The 18,353-nt window shown below is 64.3% G+C and carries 18 protein-coding genes; 14 read left to right on the forward strand and 4 right to left on the reverse strand.

Features of this window, described 5'->3' with window-relative positions; genetic code table 11:
* Positions 1–47: 47 nt before the first annotated feature.
* The 9 genes from LB526_RS28110 to phnE (LB526_RS28150) all read left to right on the forward strand — a co-directional run bounded on the left by LB526_RS28110 (position 48) and on the right by phnE (LB526_RS28150) (position 8,312).
* Positions 48–947: an alpha-D-ribose 1-methylphosphonate 5-phosphate C-P-lyase PhnJ gene (locus LB526_RS28110; RefSeq protein WP_224532071.1), complete on the forward strand. Its 900-nt coding sequence runs from the start codon at positions 48–50 to the stop codon at positions 945–947.
* Complete coding sequence (gene phnK, locus LB526_RS28115) at positions 944–1,720, forward strand: phosphonate C-P lyase system protein PhnK (RefSeq protein ID WP_042640728.1); 777 nt, start codon at positions 944–946, stop codon at positions 1,718–1,720. The genes LB526_RS28110 and phnK overlap by 4 nt, the downstream gene beginning before the upstream one ends.
* Positions 1,721–1,722: 2 nt before the next feature.
* Positions 1,723–2,430, forward strand: a complete 708-nt coding sequence (phnL, locus tag LB526_RS28120) for a phosphonate C-P lyase system protein PhnL (protein ID WP_095769302.1) — start codon at positions 1,723–1,725, stop codon at positions 2,428–2,430.
* Complete coding sequence (locus LB526_RS28125; protein WP_224630486.1) at positions 2,427–3,041, forward strand: DapH/DapD/GlmU-related protein; 615 nt, start codon at positions 2,427–2,429, stop codon at positions 3,039–3,041. Before phnL ends, LB526_RS28125 begins: the two co-directional genes overlap by 4 nt.
* A gap of 157 nt (positions 3,042–3,198) precedes the next feature.
* Positions 3,199–3,909 (forward strand): DUF1868 domain-containing protein, encoded by a 711-nt coding sequence (locus LB526_RS28130; RefSeq protein ID WP_224630487.1) that lies wholly within the window; start codon positions 3,199–3,201, stop codon positions 3,907–3,909.
* Between the two features lie 116 nt (positions 3,910–4,025).
* On the forward strand, positions 4,026–4,883 hold the full coding sequence (phnC, locus tag LB526_RS28135; RefSeq protein WP_224610815.1) for a phosphonate ABC transporter ATP-binding protein: 858 nt from the start codon (positions 4,026–4,028) through the stop codon (positions 4,881–4,883).
* Positions 4,884–5,024: 141 nt separating this feature from the next.
* A complete protein-coding gene (gene phnD / locus LB526_RS28140) occupies positions 5,025–5,933 on the forward strand; it encodes a phosphonate ABC transporter substrate-binding protein (RefSeq protein WP_095769301.1) in 909 nt (302 codons plus the stop codon).
* Positions 5,934–5,989: 56 nt separating this feature from the next.
* Positions 5,990–6,943 (forward strand): phosphonate ABC transporter, permease protein PhnE, encoded by a 954-nt coding sequence (gene phnE / locus LB526_RS28145; RefSeq protein ID WP_224630488.1) that lies wholly within the window; start codon positions 5,990–5,992, stop codon positions 6,941–6,943.
* A gap of 1 nt (position 6,944) precedes the next feature.
* Positions 6,945–8,312 carry a phosphonate ABC transporter, permease protein PhnE gene (gene phnE, locus LB526_RS28150; protein ID WP_224630489.1) on the forward strand — a complete coding sequence of 456 codons (1,368 nt, stop codon included), beginning with the start codon at positions 6,945–6,947 and terminating at the stop codon, positions 8,310–8,312.
* 294 nt (positions 8,313–8,606) lie between these two features.
* On the opposite strand, the gene LB526_RS28155 is transcribed toward phnE (LB526_RS28150), so the two are convergent.
* The 3 genes from LB526_RS28155 to LB526_RS28165 all read right to left on the reverse strand — a co-directional run bounded on the left by LB526_RS28155 (position 8,607) and on the right by LB526_RS28165 (position 12,064).
* Positions 8,607–9,458, reverse strand: a complete 852-nt coding sequence (locus tag LB526_RS28155) for a sugar phosphate isomerase/epimerase family protein (RefSeq protein ID WP_224630490.1) — start codon at positions 9,456–9,458, stop codon at positions 8,607–8,609.
* Positions 9,459–9,674: 216 nt separating this feature from the next.
* A complete protein-coding gene (locus LB526_RS28160) occupies positions 9,675–10,862 on the reverse strand; it encodes a Gfo/Idh/MocA family protein (protein WP_224630491.1) in 1,188 nt (395 codons plus the stop codon).
* Between the two features lie 146 nt (positions 10,863–11,008).
* A complete protein-coding gene (locus LB526_RS28165; protein ID WP_224630492.1) occupies positions 11,009–12,064 on the reverse strand; it encodes a sugar phosphate isomerase/epimerase family protein in 1,056 nt (351 codons plus the stop codon).
* A 401-nt stretch (positions 12,065–12,465) separates the two neighbouring features.
* Between LB526_RS28165 and LB526_RS28170 the strand changes: the two genes are divergently transcribed.
* The 4 genes from LB526_RS28170 to LB526_RS28185 all read left to right on the forward strand — a co-directional run bounded on the left by LB526_RS28170 (position 12,466) and on the right by LB526_RS28185 (position 16,447).
* Positions 12,466–13,353, forward strand: a complete 888-nt coding sequence (locus LB526_RS28170) for a sugar phosphate isomerase/epimerase family protein (protein ID WP_224546195.1) — start codon at positions 12,466–12,468, stop codon at positions 13,351–13,353.
* Between the two features lie 46 nt (positions 13,354–13,399).
* Complete coding sequence (locus LB526_RS28175; protein ID WP_224610806.1) at positions 13,400–14,569, forward strand: mandelate racemase/muconate lactonizing enzyme family protein; 1,170 nt, start codon at positions 13,400–13,402, stop codon at positions 14,567–14,569.
* Between the two features lie 2 nt (positions 14,570–14,571).
* Entirely contained in the window at positions 14,572–15,288 is a 717-nt protein-coding gene (locus LB526_RS28180) for a FadR/GntR family transcriptional regulator (protein WP_140545878.1), read from the forward strand.
* A 178-nt stretch (positions 15,289–15,466) separates the two neighbouring features.
* A complete protein-coding gene (locus tag LB526_RS28185) occupies positions 15,467–16,447 on the forward strand; it encodes a hydroxyacid dehydrogenase (protein WP_224630493.1) in 981 nt (326 codons plus the stop codon).
* A gap of 80 nt (positions 16,448–16,527) precedes the next feature.
* Here the strand turns inward: LB526_RS28185 and LB526_RS28190 are convergent, their stop codons facing one another.
* Positions 16,528–17,823: an amidase gene (locus LB526_RS28190; protein WP_224630494.1), complete on the reverse strand. Its 1,296-nt coding sequence runs from the start codon at positions 17,821–17,823 to the stop codon at positions 16,528–16,530.
* Between the two features lie 119 nt (positions 17,824–17,942).
* On the opposite strand from LB526_RS28190, the gene LB526_RS28195 reads away from it, so the two are divergent.
* Positions 17,943–18,290 (forward strand): GFA family protein, encoded by a 348-nt coding sequence (locus LB526_RS28195; RefSeq protein ID WP_224630495.1) that lies wholly within the window; start codon positions 17,943–17,945, stop codon positions 18,288–18,290.
* The last annotated feature ends 63 nt before the right edge of the window (positions 18,291–18,353 follow it).

The raw sequence follows: 18,353 nt of genomic DNA on the forward strand, positions 1-18,353 counted from the left end.
CCGCGTCTTGGGCGCCAATTTCATAGCAGAGAGCGGACGTGATCGCCATGACCGACATCGCCACCTACAACGTCGCCTATCTCGATGAGCAGACCAAGCGGATGATCCGGCGCGCCATCCTGAAGGGCATCGCCATTCCCGGCTATCAGGTGCCCTTTGCCTCGCGCGAGATGCCGATGCCTTATGGCTGGGGCACCGGCGGCGTCCAGGTCACCGCCTCGATCATCGGTCCGGATGACGTGCTGAAAGTCATCGACCAGGGCGCCGACGACACCACCAACGCCGTTTCGATCCGCGCTTTCTTCAGGAAAGTCGCCAATGTCGCTGTCACCACCGACACGGCAACCGCCACCATCATCCAGACCCGGCACCGCATCCCCGAGCATCCGCTGACGGCAGGACAGGTGCTAGTCTTCCAAGTGCCGATCCCCGAGCCGCTGCGCTTCCTCGAGCCGCGCGAGACCGAGACGCGCAAGATGCACGCGCTGGAGGAATACGGCCTCATGCATGTGAAGCTCTATGAGGACATCGCCAGGCACGGCCGCATCGCCACCACCTACGCCTATCCGGTCAAGGTCGAAGGCCGCTACGTGATGGATCCTTCGCCGACGCCGAAATTCGACAATCCGAAGATGCACCGCTCGCCGGCTTTGCAATTGTTCGGCGCCGGCCGCGAGAAGCGCATCTATGCGGTGCCGCCCTTCACCGACGTCGTCAGCCTCGACTTCGAGGACCATCCCTTCGAGGTGCAGACCTTCGACCAGCCCTGCGCGCTCTGCGGCGCCGGGAATGTCTATCTCGACGAGGTCATCCTCGACGACCATGGCGGCCACATGTTCGTCTGCTCCGATACCGACCACTGCGAGAAGCGGCGAGCCGACGGCCATCACGGCCACCTTGCTCCCGAGACCCACCTAGCCTCTGAAAAAACGGAGCCGGCCGAATGACCGACGAACCGCTGCTGCGCGTTTCAGCGCTGTCCAAATTTTACGGCTCGCGCGTCGGCTGCGAGAACGTCACCTTCGATCTGTGGCCAGGCGAGGTGCTGGCGGTGGTTGGCGAGTCCGGCTCCGGCAAGACGACGCTGCTCAACTGCCTGTCGACCCGCCTGCTGCCCTCCTCCGGCACGGCCAGCTACCGCATGCGCGACGGCCAATGGCGCGAGCTCTACCGCATGAGCGAGGCCGAGCGCCGCTTCCTGATGCGCACCGACTGGGGCTTCGTCCACCAGAACCCGGCGGACGGCCTGCGCATGACGGTGTCGGCCGGTGCCAATGTCGGCGAGCGGCTGATGGCGGTTGGCGACCGCCACTACGGCAGGATCCGCGCCACCGCCGTCGACTGGCTGTCGCGCGTCGAGATCGACGAGGACCGCATCGACGACGAGCCGCGCGCCTTTTCCGGCGGTATGCGCCAGCGCCTGCAGATCGCCCGCAACCTGGTCACCGGGCCGCGCCTTGTGTTCATGGACGAGCCGACCGGCGGTCTCGACGTCTCGGTGCAGGCGCGCCTGCTCGATCTATTGCGCGGGCTGGTCACCGATCTCGGGCTGGCGGCGATCGTCGTCACCCACGACCTCGCCGTGGCGCGGCTTCTGTCGCAGCGCATGATGGTGATGAAAGACGGCCGCGTCGTCGAAAGCGGCCTTACCGACCGCGTGCTCGACGATCCGCGCGCGCCTTATACCCAGCTTCTCGTTTCTTCCATCCTGCAGGTGTGATGATGGCCACTCCTCTCGTTGTCTCCGATGTCGCCAAAAGCTTCACCATGCATCTGCGCGACGGCGTCACGCTGCCGGTGGTGACGGGTGTCTCCTTCTCGATCCGCGCCGGCGAATGCGCGGTGCTTGGCGGTCCGTCGGGTGCCGGAAAAAGCTCGATCCTGAAGATGCTCTACGGCAACTACGCGGTCGATGAAGGCCAGATCATCGTTCAGCACGGGGGCGGGTTGATCGACCTCGCCTCCGCCAGCCCGCGCACCGTGCTTTCCGTGCGCCGCCATACCATCGGCTATGTCAGCCAGTTCCTGCGTACCGTGCCGCGTGTCTCCGCGCTCGACGTCGTCGCCGAGCCGCTGGTCGAGCGCGGCGAGGACAGGGAAAGCGCGCGGACGAGAGCGCGTGCCCTGTTGGCGCAGCTCAACCTGCCGGAAAAGCTCTGGGCCTTGCCGCCCGCGACCTTCTCCGGCGGCGAGCAGCAGCGCGTCAACATCGCGCGCGGCTTCATCACCGAGCATCCGATCCTGCTGCTCGACGAGCCGACCGCCTCGCTCGACGCGAAGAACCGCGATGTCGTGGTCGAGCTCATCGCCGCCAAGAAGGCGGCGGGGGTCGCCCTGCTCGGCATTTTCCACGACCTCGATGTGCGCGAGGCTGTCGCCGACCGCGTCATCGACGTCACCGCCTTCGCCGCCGGAAAGATCGCCGCATGAAGAAGCTTTCGGAGGCGCCGCTGATCCATCCGACGGCGCAGGTCGAGAACTCGACGCTCGGCCGCTGGACCGAGATCGCCGAGCGCAGCCGCGTCGCCGAATGCGAGCTCGGCGACTATTCCTACATGATGCAGGACTGCGCCGTGTGGTGCGCGACCATCGGCAAGTTCTCCAACATCGCGGCAAGCGTGCGCATCAATGCCACCAATCACCCGACATGGCGGCCGACGCTGCACCACTTCACCTACCGCGCCTCCGATTATTGGGACGACGCCGAGCATGAAAGCGAGTTCTTCGCCGAGCGCCGCGCCAGGCGCGTCACGATCGGCCACGACACCTGGCTCGGCCATGGCTCGACCATCCTGCCCGGCGTCACCGTCGGCGATGGCGCGGCGGTCGGCGCGGGCGCCGTGGTGTCGAAGGATGTCGCGCCCTACACAATCGTCGGCGGCGTGCCGGCGAAGCCGATCCGCGAGCGCTTCGACCGCCGCACCGCCGAGCGCTACCAGGCTTTAGCCTGGTGGGACTGGGACCATGCAAGGCTGCGCGCTGCGCTCGACGATTTCCGCGAGCTGTCGGCGGAGGCGTTCCTGGAGAAGCATGGCGGCTAGGCGCGGTGAATGGTGAATGGTCAATAGTGAATGCAACGAAGCCCTTCTCACCATTCACCATTCACCATTCACCATTCACCATTCACCATTCACCATTCATCATTCACACCGTTGACACATGACTCGGACAGGACGCCATCTCCCCAAGGAGATCGCGATGCTCGCCACAGTCAGACCCTCGCTCGCCGGATTTTTCGAAGGCACCAACCCGACGGCGCCGGTGCATCTCGGCACCCGTTACGATACCTCGGGCAACTTCCTCCCCGAGCCCGGCAACACGGTCGTCAGTCACCTCGTCGGCGGCTCGCCTTCGCAAGCTGCGATCATCGAGGTGCGCGAGCGCATCCGCGCCATGCCGGACGCGGACCGCCTCGCCTTCACGCCGGTCTCAAGCCTGCACATGACACTGTTCCAGGGCATCATCGAATACCGGCGCCGGCTCCCCTACTGGCCCTCCGACGTGCCGCTCGACACCAACATCGACGACATGACCCGCCTCTATCTGCAGCGCCTGGAGGGCTTTGAGGCCTGCCCTCCGTTTCGTATCAAGACCATCGGCGTTACGCCAAACGGCCTTACGGTTGCCGGTGCTTCCACTGAGGACGAGCGCATCCTGCGCCTGTGGCGCAACGCGCTGTCGGTGCCGTTCGGCTACCGCCATCCGGACCACGACGCTTATGTCTTCCACATCACCTTCGCCTATCAGATCCGCCGTCTAGCCGACGAGCGAGCCGCAGCCTGGCAGGATCTGTTCGATGACTGCCTGTCGTTCCTCGAACGCGAGGCTCCTGTGATCGAGCTCGAGCCTCCGGCCTTCTGCAGCTTCAAGGACATGAAGCATTTCGAGGAATTGCTGGTGCTTGGTTGAATCTCCAAGCCTGTGGGACGTAACAAAACTGACATCAATCCGACACCCCAGCTTCATCGGCCTGCGCTAGCGAAGGTTAACAGACCTGCAAAAGCGCGACGGACTGGAGTTTTGGTATGTCAGCATCATCGGCCACGCTTGAGATCCGCGGCGTAACCCGACGATTTGGCAAGAACACCGCCGTCAGCGATATCAACATCTCGATCCCGCGCGGCCAGATGGTCGGCATCATCGGCCGTTCCGGCGCCGGTAAGTCGACGCTTTTGCGCATGATCAACCGTCTCATCGATCCGAGCCAGGGGTCGATTTTTTTTGAGGGCGCGGAGGTTTCCAGCCTGCAGGGCTCGCCGCTGCGGCGCTGGCAGCGCGACTGCGCCATGATCTTCCAGCAGTTCAACCTCGTGCCACGTCTCGACGTGCTGACCAACGTGCTGCTCGGGCGCCTCAACCATCGCTCGACGATTTCCAATCTGCTCGGCATGTTCACGCGCACCGAATGCGCCGAGGCCGTGGCCGCGCTCGAGCGCCTCGACATCGCCCGCACCGCGCTGCAGCCGGCCGGCACGCTGTCGGGCGGCCAGCAGCAGCGCGTGGCGATCGCCCGCGCCATGATGCAGCAGCCGAAGGTGATTCTGGCAGACGAGCCGATCGCCTCGCTCGACCCGCTCAACGCCAAGGTGGTGATGGATTCGCTGCGCGACATCAATCTGCGCGAAGGCATCACCGTCGTCACCAACCTGCACACGCTGGACACGGCGCGCGCCTATTGCACCCGTATCATCGGCATGGCCGCCGGCAAGGTCGTCTTCGACGGCGCTCCGGAAGACCTCGACCGCGATGCCGTGCGCACGGTCTATGGCGCCGATGCCAGCGGCGCCGAGATCTCGGAAGCCATCACGTCGACCGCCGTGACCATCAAGCCGAAGATCACCGCATCCGCCGGACCGCTCGAACCAGCCTTTCCTGGCTACTGAATCCACCGTCCCGGCCCCAGCCGGTGCGGGCAAATCGTGGACTTCAGCAGAGCAACCCGGATCGCCCGCCAGCGTCAAAGGCAAGACTTGAAAAATCAGAACGCCGCCGGCGCGCAGCCGGAGCAACAGGAGAGAGACAAAATGTTCAGGAAGATGGTTTTTGGGGCGGTTTCGCTGCTCGCCATGGCGGCCAGCGCCGCGCATGCCGCTGATATCAAGGAATTCCGCGTCGGCATCCTCGGCGGTGAGAACGAGACCGACCGCCTGCGCAACTACCAGTGCCTCGCCGATCACCTGAAGTCGGAATTCGGCTTCGAAAAGGTGTCGCTGTTCCCGGCCGCCGACTATGACGGCGTTATCCAGGGCCTGCTCGGCGGCACGCTCGACTTCGCCGAGCTCGGCGCGTCCGGTTACGCAAGCGTCTATCTCAAGGACCCGAAGGCGGTCACGCCGATCCTCACCACCAAGCAGACCGACGGCTCGACCGGCTATTATTCGATCGGCCTGGCGCTGAAGTCTTCCGGCATCACCGACATCAAGTCGGCCAAGGGCAAGAAGCTCGGCTATGCCGATCCGGATTCGACCTCCGGCTATCTGATCCCGCTGACCCAGATTCCGAAGGACACCGGCGCTTCCAACGAAACCTACTTCGCCTCCACACAGTTCAACGGCGGCCATGAGAACAACGTGCTGGCTGTGCGCGACGGCAAGGTCGACGTGGCGGTGGACGATTCCTCCGGCATCGGCGATTTCAAGAACGGCTACACCTCCGGCACCTTCCACAAGGAAGTCGCCAAGGGCGCCGTCGACCCGAACGACTTCGTCGAAGTGTGGCGCTCGGGCCTGATCCCGAACGGCCCGCTGGTTGTCCGCACCGCGCTCGGCGACGAGATGACCGCCAAGCTCACCGCTTTCTTCACCGCGCTGCCGGCCAAGGACAAGGCCTGCTTCGAAGGCGTCGAGGGTGGTGATTTCACCGGCTACGTCCCGGTGAAGCCTGACTTCTACAGCGTCATCGTCGAAGCCCGCAAAGCCGCCATCGGCGGTTAAAGGCATCAGGAAAAAGGGCGGCGTTCGAAACGCCGCCCTTTTTGCATGTCCCGATCATGACATCAGCGACACTCCATTCCGACGCCACCCGCCAGCAGGCCGATGCCTGGCGGCGCCAGACATCGCTGCGCCGTTTCTACACCGCGCTTGGCGTCGGCCTGCTGCTTGTCGCCATGTGCGCGACCATGTGGTTCGCCGACGAGGCCAATGCCGGCCATTTCTTCGACCGGCTGCCACACATCCTCGATTTCCTGAGTTGGCTGGTCCCGAAAGACTGGAACGATGTCTGGCGCGCCCTGTTCGACATCGCCTCGCCCAACGACAAGGGCACGCAGGAATTCAATTTCCCGCTTGGCCGCGTCTACATCTGGGGCGGCTTCTACATCCCTGAATATTTCGAGCTGATGCTCACCACGGTGAACGTGGCGCTGGTCTCGACCTTCATCGGCTTCGTCTTCGCCGTTCCCTTCTCCTTCATCGCCGCGCGCAACCTGACGCCGAGCCCGGTCCTGCGGCTCATCGTCAAGCGCTTCATGGAATTGCTGCGCGCCTTCCCCGAAATCGTCATTGCCGGCCTGTTCGCAGCCATCGTCTCGATCGGCCCGGTCGCCGCCATCATCGCCATCGGCCTGCATTCGATCGGCGCGCTGGGCAAGCTGTTCTACGAGATCAACGAGAACATCGACATGCGCGCGGAAGAGGGCCTGCGTGCTGTCGGCGCCAACTGGTTCGAACGCGTGCGCTTCGCCGACCTGCCGCAGGTGTTGCCCAATTTCATGTCCTATACGCTGCTCAGGATCGAGATCAACGTGCGCATCTCGACCATCATGGGCGCTGTCGGCGGCGGCGGCATCGGCGAGGAGCTGAAGCTTTCCATTTCACGCGGCTTCGGCGCCAAGACGCTGGCGCTGGTGCTCCTGCTCTTCGTCACCATCTTCCTGGTCGACCAGTTCTCCGCCTGGCTGCGCCGCAAGCTCGTCGGCGAGCAGGCCTTCCTGATGAGCGCTTGAAATGGCCGCCATAACCGCCTCCGAACTGAGCGCCATCGAAGGCCGCCATCCGCAGATATTCCAGCGGCCGGCCTATAAGCGTTTCTGGCCGCTGCTGCTGATCGCCGGCACCGTGCTCTATCTCGCCTATGCCTTGTGGTTCTTCAGCCTGCCGCAGGTGCTGCGCGAGTCGCATTGGGAACGCCTGCCGCTCTTCCTGTCGCAATGGATCAGCTACGACCTGCAGCCGGAATTCCGGCTCGACCAGCCCGAGATCACGCCGAAATATCCGCGCTTCTCGGCGCTCGGCGAGCATCCTGATCCCGACTGGGTGATCAAGAATCCGGACGGCACCTTCACCGTCCTGATCGACGGCCGGGACAAGTCCGTCACCTTCGACAAGACAAGGGCAACGATCGTCGCCAACGGCCAGACGGTGCCGGTATCGCTCACCGGCGGCAAGCCGGTGGTTACAGGTCCGGTGCCCGACTGGGTGACCGTCCATGACGATGAGATCGTCGCCAAGATGGGCTTTGTCGGCGAGGTGCGCGTCACCGTCGATCGCGTCAAGGTGCGCAAGCGCTTCCTCGGCTGGGCAAATTTCGTCTTCGACACCCGCTCGCCCTTCTTCGGCAAATCGGCCGGCGAGGTCATCTCGCTCATCGCCTCCGGGCCAGAGCTCAAGCCAGGCACCTCGAACCTCGCTTTGGCCGCCGACAACATCTGGAACAACGCGCAGTGGCAGCATGGCGATGTCTGGACGAAGCTCCTGCAGACCATCGTCATGGCCTTCCTCGGCACGCTGCTTGGCGGCATCGTCGCCTTCCCGCTTGCCTTCTTCGCCGCCCGCAACATCACGCCGAGCGGGCTGCTCAGCCAGGTGCTGAAGCGCTTCTTTGATTTCATGCGCTCGGTCGACATGCTGATCTGGGCGCTGTTCTTCACCCGCGCCTTCGGCCCCGGACCGCTGGCCGGCAGCGCCGCGATCTTCTTCACCGAGATCGGCACATTGGGCAAAACCTATTCCGAGGCGCTGGAGAACATCGACGACAAGCCGCGCGAAGGGGTGCTTTCAACCGGCGCCAACGGCTTGCTGGTGCAGCGCTACGGCGTGCTGCCGGAAGTGGTGCCGGTCTTCATCAGCCAGACGCTCTACCAGTGGGAATCGAACACCCGAGGCGCCACCATCATCGGCGCCGTCGGCGCCGGCGGCATCGGCCTGAAACTATGGGAAGCGATGCGCACCAATTCGAACTGGGCCAACGTCTTCTACATGGTGCTGCTGACGCTGCTCGTCGTCTTCATCTTCGACAATATCTCGAACTTCCTGCGCCGCAGGCTGAGCCGCACGCTGCACGATTACAATCGGCTGCAGGCTACGCAGGGGTAACCTTGTGGCGCAGAAGCGCAAGCATCGTCTCGCCTGCGCCAAAGGTCGACCCCCACTCCGTCGAGCTTCGCTCGACACCTCTCCCCCGATCGACGGGGTAGAGGAAAGGCGCCAAGCTGTCCGATCCGCGCCTGTCGTCGAAGGCCGAGGCTTTTTCCTCTCCCGGCGCCAACAGGCTTCCTTTCCTCTCCCTCCGGAGGGGGGAGAGGTGGCTCGGCGAAGCCGAGACGAAGTGGGGGAACCACCTGGCAACCGCTGCCACGGCAAATAGAAAATGGATCAGGCGCAGGGCCCCTAAGCCGCCTTCTTCCACCGGTCCCTGATATGCCTGTACCCCTCGCGATAAACCGCCTCCGGGCTTTCCGCGAAATCCCGCCACACCTTGGTCGCCGCAGCCAGATCCTTCAGTGAGCGCCCGAACGATTCGATCGTCAGCCAGTCGTCATAGCCGCTCTTGCGGATGGCGGAGAACGTCTCCTTCCACGGGATGTTGCCGCGCCCCGGCACGCCACGATCATTCTCCGAAATGTGGATATGGACAACGTTCCGGCGATGCTTTGTATAGGCGCCGATCGGGTCGGCCTCCTCTATATTGGCATGGAACGTGTCGTACATCGCCTTGATGTGCGGCCGGTCGATCGCGTCGATGTGTTCGCACAGGTCGGCCATGGTGTTGACGAGATAGCATTCGAAGCGGTTGAGCGCTTCGAGCCCGATGGTCACGCCCTTCTTGCCGGCATAGTCGCCGATCGCGCGTTGCGAGGCGACCGAGCGCTTCTTTTCGGCGATAGTCGGCCCGCTGCCGGAAAAGGCGCCGAGCGTCGAATGCAGCGGGCCGCTGAGCGTGTCCGCGCCGAGCGCGGCGCTGCAGTCGATCGCCCATTTCATGTAGTCGATGCCGGCCTTGCGCGTCGCGACGTCCGGCGAGATCAGGTTCATCGCCGGATCGCCCATGGCCGAGACCGCGGTGCGCTCCAGGCCGATGCGGTCGAGCATCTCGCCCAACTTCTTGTAGTCGTCGGGCATCCCGACGAAGACGGGTATCTCGACGCCGTCGAAGCCGGTCGCCTTGATGTCTTTCAACAGCGCCTCGTGCTTCCTCGAGACGCTGGTGGTCCACAAGAACATGCACATGCCGATTTTCATCGACACCCCCTCCCCGCTTGCAGCCAGCCATTTGCGTTGGCGGGCCACACTCCCCCTCATCCGGCCGCTCCGCGGCCACCTTCTCCCCGAGGGGAGAAGAGGTCGGCGCCGGCGTTGCTTGTCTCCTCTCCCCTCGGGGAGAGGTCGGATTGCCCCGAATTGCCTTCGCAATTCGGCTGGCAATCCGGGGGACTCGCTTGGACGACGCAGCCGTCCCTACAGCTTCGTCCAGGCCCCGTTTTTCTTCGACGACTTCACGCAAGCCTCGATGAAGGCCATGCCTTCGACGCCGTCGGCGACAGTCGGGAAGACCACATCCTTAGCCGGCTTGCCGCCTTTCCGGCGCGCCGCTCGGATGGCGCGGGCCGCTTCCTGGTAGATGTTGGCAAAACCTTCGAGATAGCCCTCCGGATGGCCCGACGGCACGCGGCTGACGCGCGCGGCCACTGGCATCGCGCCCGCGCCGGCACGCGTCAAAAGCTGCTTCGGCTGGCCGAACGGCGTGTACCAGAGATAGTTCGGGTCTGCCTGCACCCATTCCAGCCCGCCCTTGGTGCCGTAGATGCGCAGCTTCAGCCCGTTCTCGTGGCCGGGCGCCACCTGGCTGGCCCAGATCATGCCCTTGGCCGGATGCTTGTTGCCGACCGGCTTGAAGCGCAGCATCACGTTGACATTGTCGTCGAGCTGGCGCCCCGGCACGAAGGCGTCGAGATCGGCTGAGAGCGTATCGAGCTCAAGTCCCGAGACGAAGCGAGCCAGGTTATAGGCATGCGTGCCGATGTCGCCGAGCGCGCCGCCGGCGCCGGCCTGCTTGGGGTCGGAGCGCCAGGAGGCCTGCTTCTGGCCGGTGGCGGCAAGGTCCTCGGTCAGCCAGTCCTGCGGATATTCCGACTGCACGATGCGGATATCGCCGAGCATGCCCTTGGCCACCATCTCGCGTGCCTGCCGGATCATCGGATAGGCGGTGTAATTGTGGGTCAGCACGAACACCTTGCCGGTCTTTTCGACAAGGGCGGCAAGCTTCTTCGCCTCGGCCAGCGACGTCGCCAGCGGCTTGTCGCAGATGACATGGATGCCCGCCTCTAGGAAGGCTTTCGCCGCCGGCACATGCACGTTGTTCGGCGTCACGATCGCCACCGCCTCGATGCCGTCTGGACGCTTGGCTTCGGCCTTGGCCATCTCGGCATAGGAGCCGTAGCTGCGCGCGGGATCGAGCCCGAGTTCTTCGGCCGATGCCTTGGCCCGCGCCGGATCCGACGACAGCGCGCCGGCCACCAGCACGAAGTCGTTGTCCATGCGCGCCGCGATGCGATGCACCGCGCCGATGAAGGCGCCCTGCCCGCCGCCCACCATGCCATAGCGGATCGGGCCGCCTCCCGCTTCCGATTTCGATGCGCCGACCATTCTTGTCCTCTCTCTTTAGTTCCTCACCCTCCCCCTTGTAGGGAGGGTCGACGCGCAGCGTCGGGGTGGGGTGTAAGAGTCCGCTGCGACTTGGGATTCAACCCCACCCGGACCTGCGGTCCGAACCTCCTCAAGGGGAGCTGCAGTCAAATCCCCATCATCGCCCGCAGCAGCTTTTTATCGGTCGTGCCGGCGGCGAAATCGTCGAAGGCCTTCTCGGTCACCCGGATGATGTGGTGCTGGATGAAAGGCGCGCCTTCTGCGGCGCCGTCCTCGGGATGTTTCAGGCAGCATTCCCATTCCAGCACCGCCCAGGAATCGTAATTGTACTGGGTGAGCTTGGAGAAGATGCCGCTGAAATCCACCTGCCCGTCGCCCAGCGAGCGGAAGCGCCCTGCACGGTTCACCCAGCCCTGGTAGCCGGAATAGACGCCTTGCCGCCCGGTCGGGTTGAACTCGGCGTCCTTGACGTGGAAGGCCTTGATCCGCTCGTGGTAGATGTCGATGAACTCGAGATAGTCGAGCTGCTGCAAAAGGAAGTGCGACGGGTCGTAGTTGATGTTGCAGCGCTTGTGGCCGCCGACCGCGTCGAGGAACATCTCGAAGGTGGCGCCGTCGAACACGTCCTCCGAGGGATGGATCTCGTAGCCGACATCGACCCCATTGTCTTCATAGACGTCGAGGATCGGCTTCCAGCGCTTGCCGAGTTCGCCGAAGGCTTCCTCGATGAGGCCGGCCGGGCGCTGCGGGAACGGATAAAGGTAAGGGAAAGCGAGCGAGCCGGTGAACGACACCGAGGCGTTCAGCCCGAGATTGCGCGATGCCTTGGCGCCGAACTTCATCTGCTCGACAGCCCATTGTTGCCGTGCCGTGGGATTGTTGTGCACCGATGGCGGCGCAAATCCATCCATCTGCGCGTCATAGGCGGGATGCACCGCGACCAGTTGCCCCTGCAGATGCGTCGACAATTCGGTGATCTCGACGCCTGCATCCGCGCAGACGCCTTTCACCTCGTCGCAATACGCCTTCGACGACGCCGCCTTCTCGAGGTCGAACAGGCGCGCGTCCCAGGTCGGGATCTGCACGCCCTTGTAGCCCAGCCCCGCTGCCCATTTGGTGATGGAACCCAGCGAATTGAATGGCGCGGCGTCGCCCGCGAACTGCGCCAGAAACAGGCCGGGGCCCTTCATCGTCGTCGGCATCGGCATCCTCCCTCGTTTGTTTTCGCGACCAAGCATAGCGCCTATTGAAATGAGGGCCAGCCTGTTTGGTCAACCCTGTCGGCGTCTATGCATTGCGCCATTCTGGTATTACCAAATCCCGGAATTCGGTCAAGCGGCCTAAAACCGCGGAGGTGAGCCGAGCTTGCAAACAGATAAGTGGAATTACCACGTAAAATCAGACTATTGCTCGGCTGATAGAGCTTCAGCCGCCCACTTGTTGCCGTGCATGAAAATTTGCTGTAGAGGTCATGGAGGGCCCAATTGGTCGAACCAGTTTCGAGGAAAATGCTGGCAACGCCTTGGGGAGGAATCATACGCCCGCCTCTACTGGAGGCGTCGCGGGGTAGAATGTGACAGGCGAATTCTGGGAAGGATAGACCATGCATCTTTCGACTCACAATTGGATGCGGGCGGAACCGCTGGAGGTGACGCTCAAGCGCATCAAGAAATTCGGCTACGAATCGATCGAGATTTCCGGCGAACCCGAGCAGTACAAGACCAAGGAGACGCGCGCGCTCCTGAAGGAGCACGGCATCCGCTGCTGGGGCTCGGTGACTCTGATGCTCGGCGAGCGCAATCTCGCCGCCAGGGACCAGGGCCAGCGCGAGCGGTCCGTCCAATACGTCAAGGACGTGCTCACCATGGTCAGCGAGCTCGATGGCGAGATCATCACGCTGGTGCCCGCGACCGTCGGCAAGGTCGTGCCGGACGGCACCGAGGCGGAGGAATGGGGCTGGGTGGTCGATGCCACGCGCGAATGTTTCAGCCATGCCAAGAAGGTCGGCGTCAGGATCGCCGTTGAGCCGCTCAACCGCTTCGAGACCTACCTCTTCAACCGCGGCGCCCAGGCGCTGGCGCTCGCCGATGCGGTGAGCCCCGAATGCGGCGTCTGCCTCGACGCCTACCATATCCACATGGAGGAATTTAACGTCTATGACGCGATCCGTCAGGTCGGAAAGCGCCTGTTCGATTTCCATGTCGCTGACAACAACCGCTTCGCAGCCGGCCTTGGCCAGATCGACTGGCCGAAGATCGTGCGCACGTTGAAGGAAGTCGGCTATGACGGCGCGCTGACCAACGAGTTCGTCGCGCCCGTCGACCGCACGCCGGCGGCGCCCTATCCGGAGATGGTCGAGCGCAATCCGGTCGACATCTCGCCCGAGCAGCTCAAATTCATCCAGGACCACGGCTCCAGCGTGCTCACGGAAAAATTCTACACCGACCAGATGCGCATCACCGCCGAAACGCTGCTGCCGCTGATCAAGTAGAAACCTGTCCCTTCCACCCGGCGGGCGGAGGGGCCGAAGGGAAAACATGCGCATCAAGAGCGTCCAGGCCTGGTGGGTTCGTATCCCGATCGAAGTCGCGAAGCAGCATCGCAGCGACTTCGGCCAGGTGACGACGTTCGACGCCGCCATTCTGCGCATCGAGACCGCTGACGGCCTTGTCGGCTGGGGCGAGGGCAAGAACGCCGCCGGCAGCGCCGGCAGCTATGGCGCGCTCGTCCATATGCTTAACCACGAGATCGGCCCGCAGCTGATCGGTTGCGATCCGGCCGACATCGGCATCATCTGGGAAATGCTCTATAACGGCGTGCGGCATGAGACGGCGGCGCATGCCGGCCATGCCATGCCGCAGCTGGCGCGGCGCGGCATGAGCGTGGCGGCGATCAGCGCCGTCGACATCGCGCTCTGGGACATCCTCGGCAAGTCGCTGGGGCAGCCGGTGTGGCGGCTGCTCGGTGGCCGCAAGGTCGAGCGCATGCAGGCCTATGCCTCGGGCGGCTGGGCCTCAGCCGACGCCATCGGCGAGCAGTTGACATCCTACATCGCCAAGGGCGGCTTCAAGGCGCTGAAGATGCGCATCGGCGCCATGGACGGCGCCCCACATGTCTCGGCCGCGCGCGTGCGCGCCGCAAGGCAGGCGATCGGGCCGGATGTCGATCTGATGGTCGACGCGCACGGCACCTATACCGTCGCCGAGGCCAAGCGCTTCATCAACCTCACCGCCGATCTAGACCTTGCCTGGTTCGAGGAACCGGTGACCGCCGACGATAAGCCGGGCATGGCCGACGTGCGCGCCTCGGGATCGACGCCGATCGCCACCGGCGAAAGCGAGGCGACGCGCTATGCCTTCCGCGATCTGGCTGTGCTGAAGTCGGCCGACATCTTCCAGCCGGATCCCGCCTTCTGCGGCGGCATCAGCGAGGCGATGAAGATCGGCACCATCGCCAGCGCCTTCAATCTGCGCTTCGCGCCGCATCTATGGGCCGGCGCGCCCTGCTTCTTTGCCGGGCTGCATGTGTGTGCCGCCTCACCCGCCAGCTTCACCATTGAATATTCGCTCGGCGCCAACCCGATGATCCACGACCTCGTCGAGGAGACTGTCGAGGCGAAGGACGGTATGATAGCGATCCCTGAAAAGCCTGGATTGGGATTCACCATCTCCGAGCGATTCCTGGAGGCGCACGCGCAACGTATTTGACGATGAAAGAAAAGAACCTTCTCGCGGAACTCGCCGCCTATCTCTTTTCCAACTCGGACAAGGAGTCCGGCCGCACGCCCTCCGAGCGAGAGCTGGCGGAACATTTCGGCGTCAGCCGCGGCCAGATCCGCGAGGCGCTCGCCATCCTCGAGGCCATGCGTATCGTCGAGCGGCGCGCCAAATCCGGCATCTATATCGACACCAAGCAGGCGAGCGTGGAAGCGCTGGCGCTGTTCGCCCGCGCCGGCCTGCCGCTCGATCCGGTGCAGATCTACGAGACCGTCGAGCTGCGCAAGATCCACGAGATCAAGGCGGCCGAGCTTGCCTGCTCGCGCGCCACCGAGGAGAACTTCGAGCGCCTGCGCGAGATCCTGAAGGCTTCCGAAGAGCGCATCGCCGCCGGCGAAGGCCTCGCCAAGGAAGACCGCGAGTTTCACCTCGAGATCGTGCGCGCGACCAAGAACAGCGTCTTCCACAACATCTGCAGCGTCTATTACCTGATGGGCGAGCAGCGCCTGCCGATCTATTTCAACGATCCCGAACGCTCGGTGCGCTCGCATGCCGAGCATATCCAGATCTACGAAGCGCTGCTGCGCCGCGACGGCAACCTCGCCCAGGCCCTGATGAATGCCCATTTGCAGGGCGCCGAGAGCTACTGGAAGGGGATCATCGAAGGCCGCGGAATGGAGCCGAAAAGCGCGGCGCTCGAGAAGGCTTGAGCAATTCCAGGAAGGTGTGGACGGTCAGGTTCGGCACCTTTGCCGAAGCCTATCGTCCGAAACTGCGTGAACCTACAGAGACAGGGCAGTTCTCCGGTCCGTGAAACGGGGAAATGCCCTTGAGCATTTTGCATCCAGACGTTTAGCTTGGCATCGCACAAATGCGGAAATGGAACCCATGCGCAAGATCCTGTCGACGTATCCGCTGCACCCACGCGCCACGGCGATGCTGGCCGGCGCCGGGCGGCTTGCGATCGCTTCCGCGCTCGATCCCAAGACGCTGACCGCTGAGGCCCGCGACGCCGACATCGTCATCGTGCGCGCGCCGCTGCCGCCGGAGCTGTTTGCGGGTGCTTCGACCCTGCGCGCAGCGATCCGCCACGGCGCCGGGCTGGACATGATCCCGGTCGAGGCCGCGACCGCCGCCGGCGTGCTGGTGGCGAACGTGCCCGCCGTCAACGCCCGCTCGGTCGCCGAGCATGTGATGTTCACCGCCCTTGCGCTGCTGCGGCGCTTCCGCGTGATGGACCGCGACCTGCGCGCCAAGGGCTGGCTTGCCGGCCGCGAGCACGCCAACTCGACCAGCGAGCTGGCCGGCAAGACGATCGGAATCGTCGGCCTCGGCGCAGTCGGCCAGGCCGTCGGCCACATCGCCGCGCACGGCTTCGACCTCAATGTCGTGGCGACCACGCGCAGCCTGCGTCCGGCGCCCGAGCGTGTCGGCTTCCTGTCGATCGACGCGCTGGTCGAGCAAAGCGACATCGTCGTGCTCTGCTGTCCGCTGACGCAGGAGACGCGCGGCCTCATCAGTCGCGAGCGCATTGCCCGCATGAAACCCAACACGCTGCTGATCAATGTCTCGCGCGGCCCGGTGGTGGATGATGAGGCGCTGATCGAAGCCCTGCGTGCCGGCCGCATCGGCGGCGCTGCGCTCGACGTTTTTGCGACCCAACCGCTGCCGCCGAACCATCCCTATTTCGGCTTCGACAACGTCATCGTCACCCCGCATATGGCCGGCATCACCGAGGAATCGATGATGCGCATGGGTGTCGGCGCCGCCGGCGAGGCCTTGCTGGTGCTCGCCGGCAAGCTGCCCGTCAATCTGCGCAATCCGGAAGTTATCGAGCACTATCGCCGGCGTTTTCCGGTCGGCGAATAGTTCCGCGGCGAGCATCGCGACGGCGTAGACCTGAGATGCGGGCCAGCCTTTCCGGACTTGCATCCTGATGGCCTGCGCAGTCACCGGCCAAGCAAAGCCTCGACCGCGGCGGCAACGCGCAGCAGATGTCTGTCATGCCCGTGCTTGCCCACCAGCATCAATCCGGCCGGCAGGTTCGTGCCGGGCATCAGCAGCGAGATCGCGCAAAGGTCGAACTGGTTGGCGACCTGCGTGTTGCGCAAGAGCAGTCCTTCCGTCTTGTCGCGCAGAGCTTCGTCGCCGGCCATGGCGGAGATGGACGGCGCGACCATCGGCACGGTCGGCAATGCCAGAACATCGACCGTCTCCAGCCGTTCCGCCATGGCCGCCACAAGCTCGGCGCGCCGGCGGATCGTCCGGATGTAGGCCGAGGCAGGGACAGCCAGCGCGCGCGCCAATGGCCCGGTGACATGCGGATCGACCGGCACAGAGGCGCCGCCCGCCAGCCAATCGGCATGCACCTCCGCGCCTTCCATGGACGCGATCGTCCCGCGCCTGGTTGCTGCGCGCATCTCGGCGATAAGATCGTCGATGGACAAATCGGCGGCGCGGGGGCCGGCTCGTCCGATCCTGTCGATGCAGGCCTCGAAAGCTTCGGCGACCTTCGCCTGCGTTTCGCCGAACAAGACGCCGCGTGGAATGCCGACGCGCAGGCCGGCGAGCGAAACCGGCTGAAGCGCCACCGGCTCTTCCCCCGCCATGATCGCATCGGCGATCGCGCAATCGGCGACGCTGCGGGCAAGCGGACCGATCGAATCCAGCGTCATCGACAGCGGAAAGGCGCCCGTCAAAGGCACGCGCCGCGCCGTCGGCTTGAAGCCGACGACGCCGTTGAGCGAGGCGGGGATGCGCACCGAGCCGCCGGTGTCCGAACCGATCGAGATGTCGCTTGTGCCCTCGCCGACCGCAACGCCGGCTCCAGATGACGAGCCGCCCGGGATCAGGCCGACATCGGCAGCGTTGCCCGGTGTGCCGTGATGCGGATTGTCGCCGATCGCGGTGAAGGCGAACTCGGTCATGTTGGTCTTGCCGAGGATGACCGCGCCCGCCTGGCGCAGTCTTTGCACGATCGCTGCGTCCCGCGCCGCCGGTTCGGCGCTGGCGCGGATCAGCGATCCGGCCCTCGTCGGCTCCCCGGCGACGTCGAACAGATCTTTGATCGAAACGATGCGCCCGTCGAGCGGCCCAAGGCTGACGCCGGCCTTGCGGCGGGCATCGGACGCATCGGCTGCTGCCCGCGCGGCCTCGGCATAGAGCTTCGTAAAGACCTTCTCGTCGGCCGCCCGATTGGCAAGACGTGACAGGATGATTTCAAGACGGTCGCGGATGGATTGCATTTTCGATGTCGGGCCTTGCAAAATTGCAACGTCTTTTAAGCGTGCGGCCTGGTCTTGGCCGGCGAAGAGATAACCCGGCAAGTGTGCCTTTGCACCCTGCCAGCGATGGAAAGATGCTGATGCTGTACAAAGGCAGCTGCCACTGCGGCAAGGTGGCGTTCGAGGTCGAAGGCGAGCTCGGCATGGCCGTGCGCTGCAATTGCTCGATCTGCTCACGCAAGGGCGCGCTTTTGTGGGCCGTGCCGCATGAAAAGCTCAATCTGGTCGCCTGGGGCGACGACCTCGGCCGCTACACCTTCGGCAAGGCTCAAATCGCGCACCGCTTCTGCCGCACATGCGGCATGCACCCCTTTGCCGAGGACGTCGGCCAGGGCAACGAACGGTCGGCCTATGTCAACATCAACTGCCTTGACGATGTTGATATCACCGCAATCGAGGTGTTCGAGTTCGACGGCCGCTCGGCTTGAAGCCAATTAACGGCCCGACGCTCCTGAGAGCCGCCGGGCCGATGCTCGCAAGGGCGAGCGGGC

The sequence above is a fragment of the Mesorhizobium sp. CA6 genome, from assembly GCF_020165035.1.
Lineage (GTDB): Bacteria > Pseudomonadota > Alphaproteobacteria > Rhizobiales > Rhizobiaceae > Mesorhizobium.

Bases quoted from the DNA above. Each gene is read 5' to 3' on its own strand.
- LB526_RS28110 (WP_224532071.1), top strand. From the start codon at position 48: ATGACCGACATCGCCACCTACAACGTCGCCTATCTCGATGAGCAGACC.
- phnK (WP_042640728.1), top strand. From the start codon at position 944: ATGACCGACGAACCGCTGCTGCGCGTTTCAGCGCTGTCCAAATTTTAC.
- phnL (WP_095769302.1), top strand. From the start codon at position 1,723: ATGGCCACTCCTCTCGTTGTCTCCGATGTCGCCAAAAGCTTCACCATG.
- LB526_RS28125 (WP_224630486.1), top strand. From the start codon at position 2,427: ATGAAGAAGCTTTCGGAGGCGCCGCTGATCCATCCGACGGCGCAGGTC.
- LB526_RS28130 (WP_224630487.1), top strand. From the start codon at position 3,199: ATGCTCGCCACAGTCAGACCCTCGCTCGCCGGATTTTTCGAAGGCACC.
- phnC (WP_224610815.1), top strand. From the start codon at position 4,026: ATGTCAGCATCATCGGCCACGCTTGAGATCCGCGGCGTAACCCGACGA.
- phnD (WP_095769301.1), top strand. From the start codon at position 5,025: ATGTTCAGGAAGATGGTTTTTGGGGCGGTTTCGCTGCTCGCCATGGCG.
- phnE (WP_224630488.1), top strand. From the start codon at position 5,990: ATGACATCAGCGACACTCCATTCCGACGCCACCCGCCAGCAGGCCGAT.
- phnE (WP_224630489.1), top strand. From the start codon at position 6,945: ATGGCCGCCATAACCGCCTCCGAACTGAGCGCCATCGAAGGCCGCCAT.
- LB526_RS28155 (WP_224630490.1), bottom strand. From the start codon at position 9,458: ATGAAAATCGGCATGTGCATGTTCTTGTGGACCACCAGCGTCTCGAGG.
- LB526_RS28160 (WP_224630491.1), bottom strand. From the start codon at position 10,862: ATGGTCGGCGCATCGAAATCGGAAGCGGGAGGCGGCCCGATCCGCTAT.
- LB526_RS28165 (WP_224630492.1), bottom strand. From the start codon at position 12,064: ATGCCGACGACGATGAAGGGCCCCGGCCTGTTTCTGGCGCAGTTCGCG.
- LB526_RS28170 (WP_224546195.1), top strand. From the start codon at position 12,466: ATGCATCTTTCGACTCACAATTGGATGCGGGCGGAACCGCTGGAGGTG.
- LB526_RS28175 (WP_224610806.1), top strand. From the start codon at position 13,400: ATGCGCATCAAGAGCGTCCAGGCCTGGTGGGTTCGTATCCCGATCGAA.
- LB526_RS28180 (WP_140545878.1), top strand. From the start codon at position 14,572: ATGAAAGAAAAGAACCTTCTCGCGGAACTCGCCGCCTATCTCTTTTCC.
- LB526_RS28185 (WP_224630493.1), top strand. From the start codon at position 15,467: ATGCGCAAGATCCTGTCGACGTATCCGCTGCACCCACGCGCCACGGCG.
- LB526_RS28190 (WP_224630494.1), bottom strand. From the start codon at position 17,823: ATGCAATCCATCCGCGACCGTCTTGAAATCATCCTGTCACGTCTTGCC.
- LB526_RS28195 (WP_224630495.1), top strand. From the start codon at position 17,943: ATGCTGTACAAAGGCAGCTGCCACTGCGGCAAGGTGGCGTTCGAGGTC.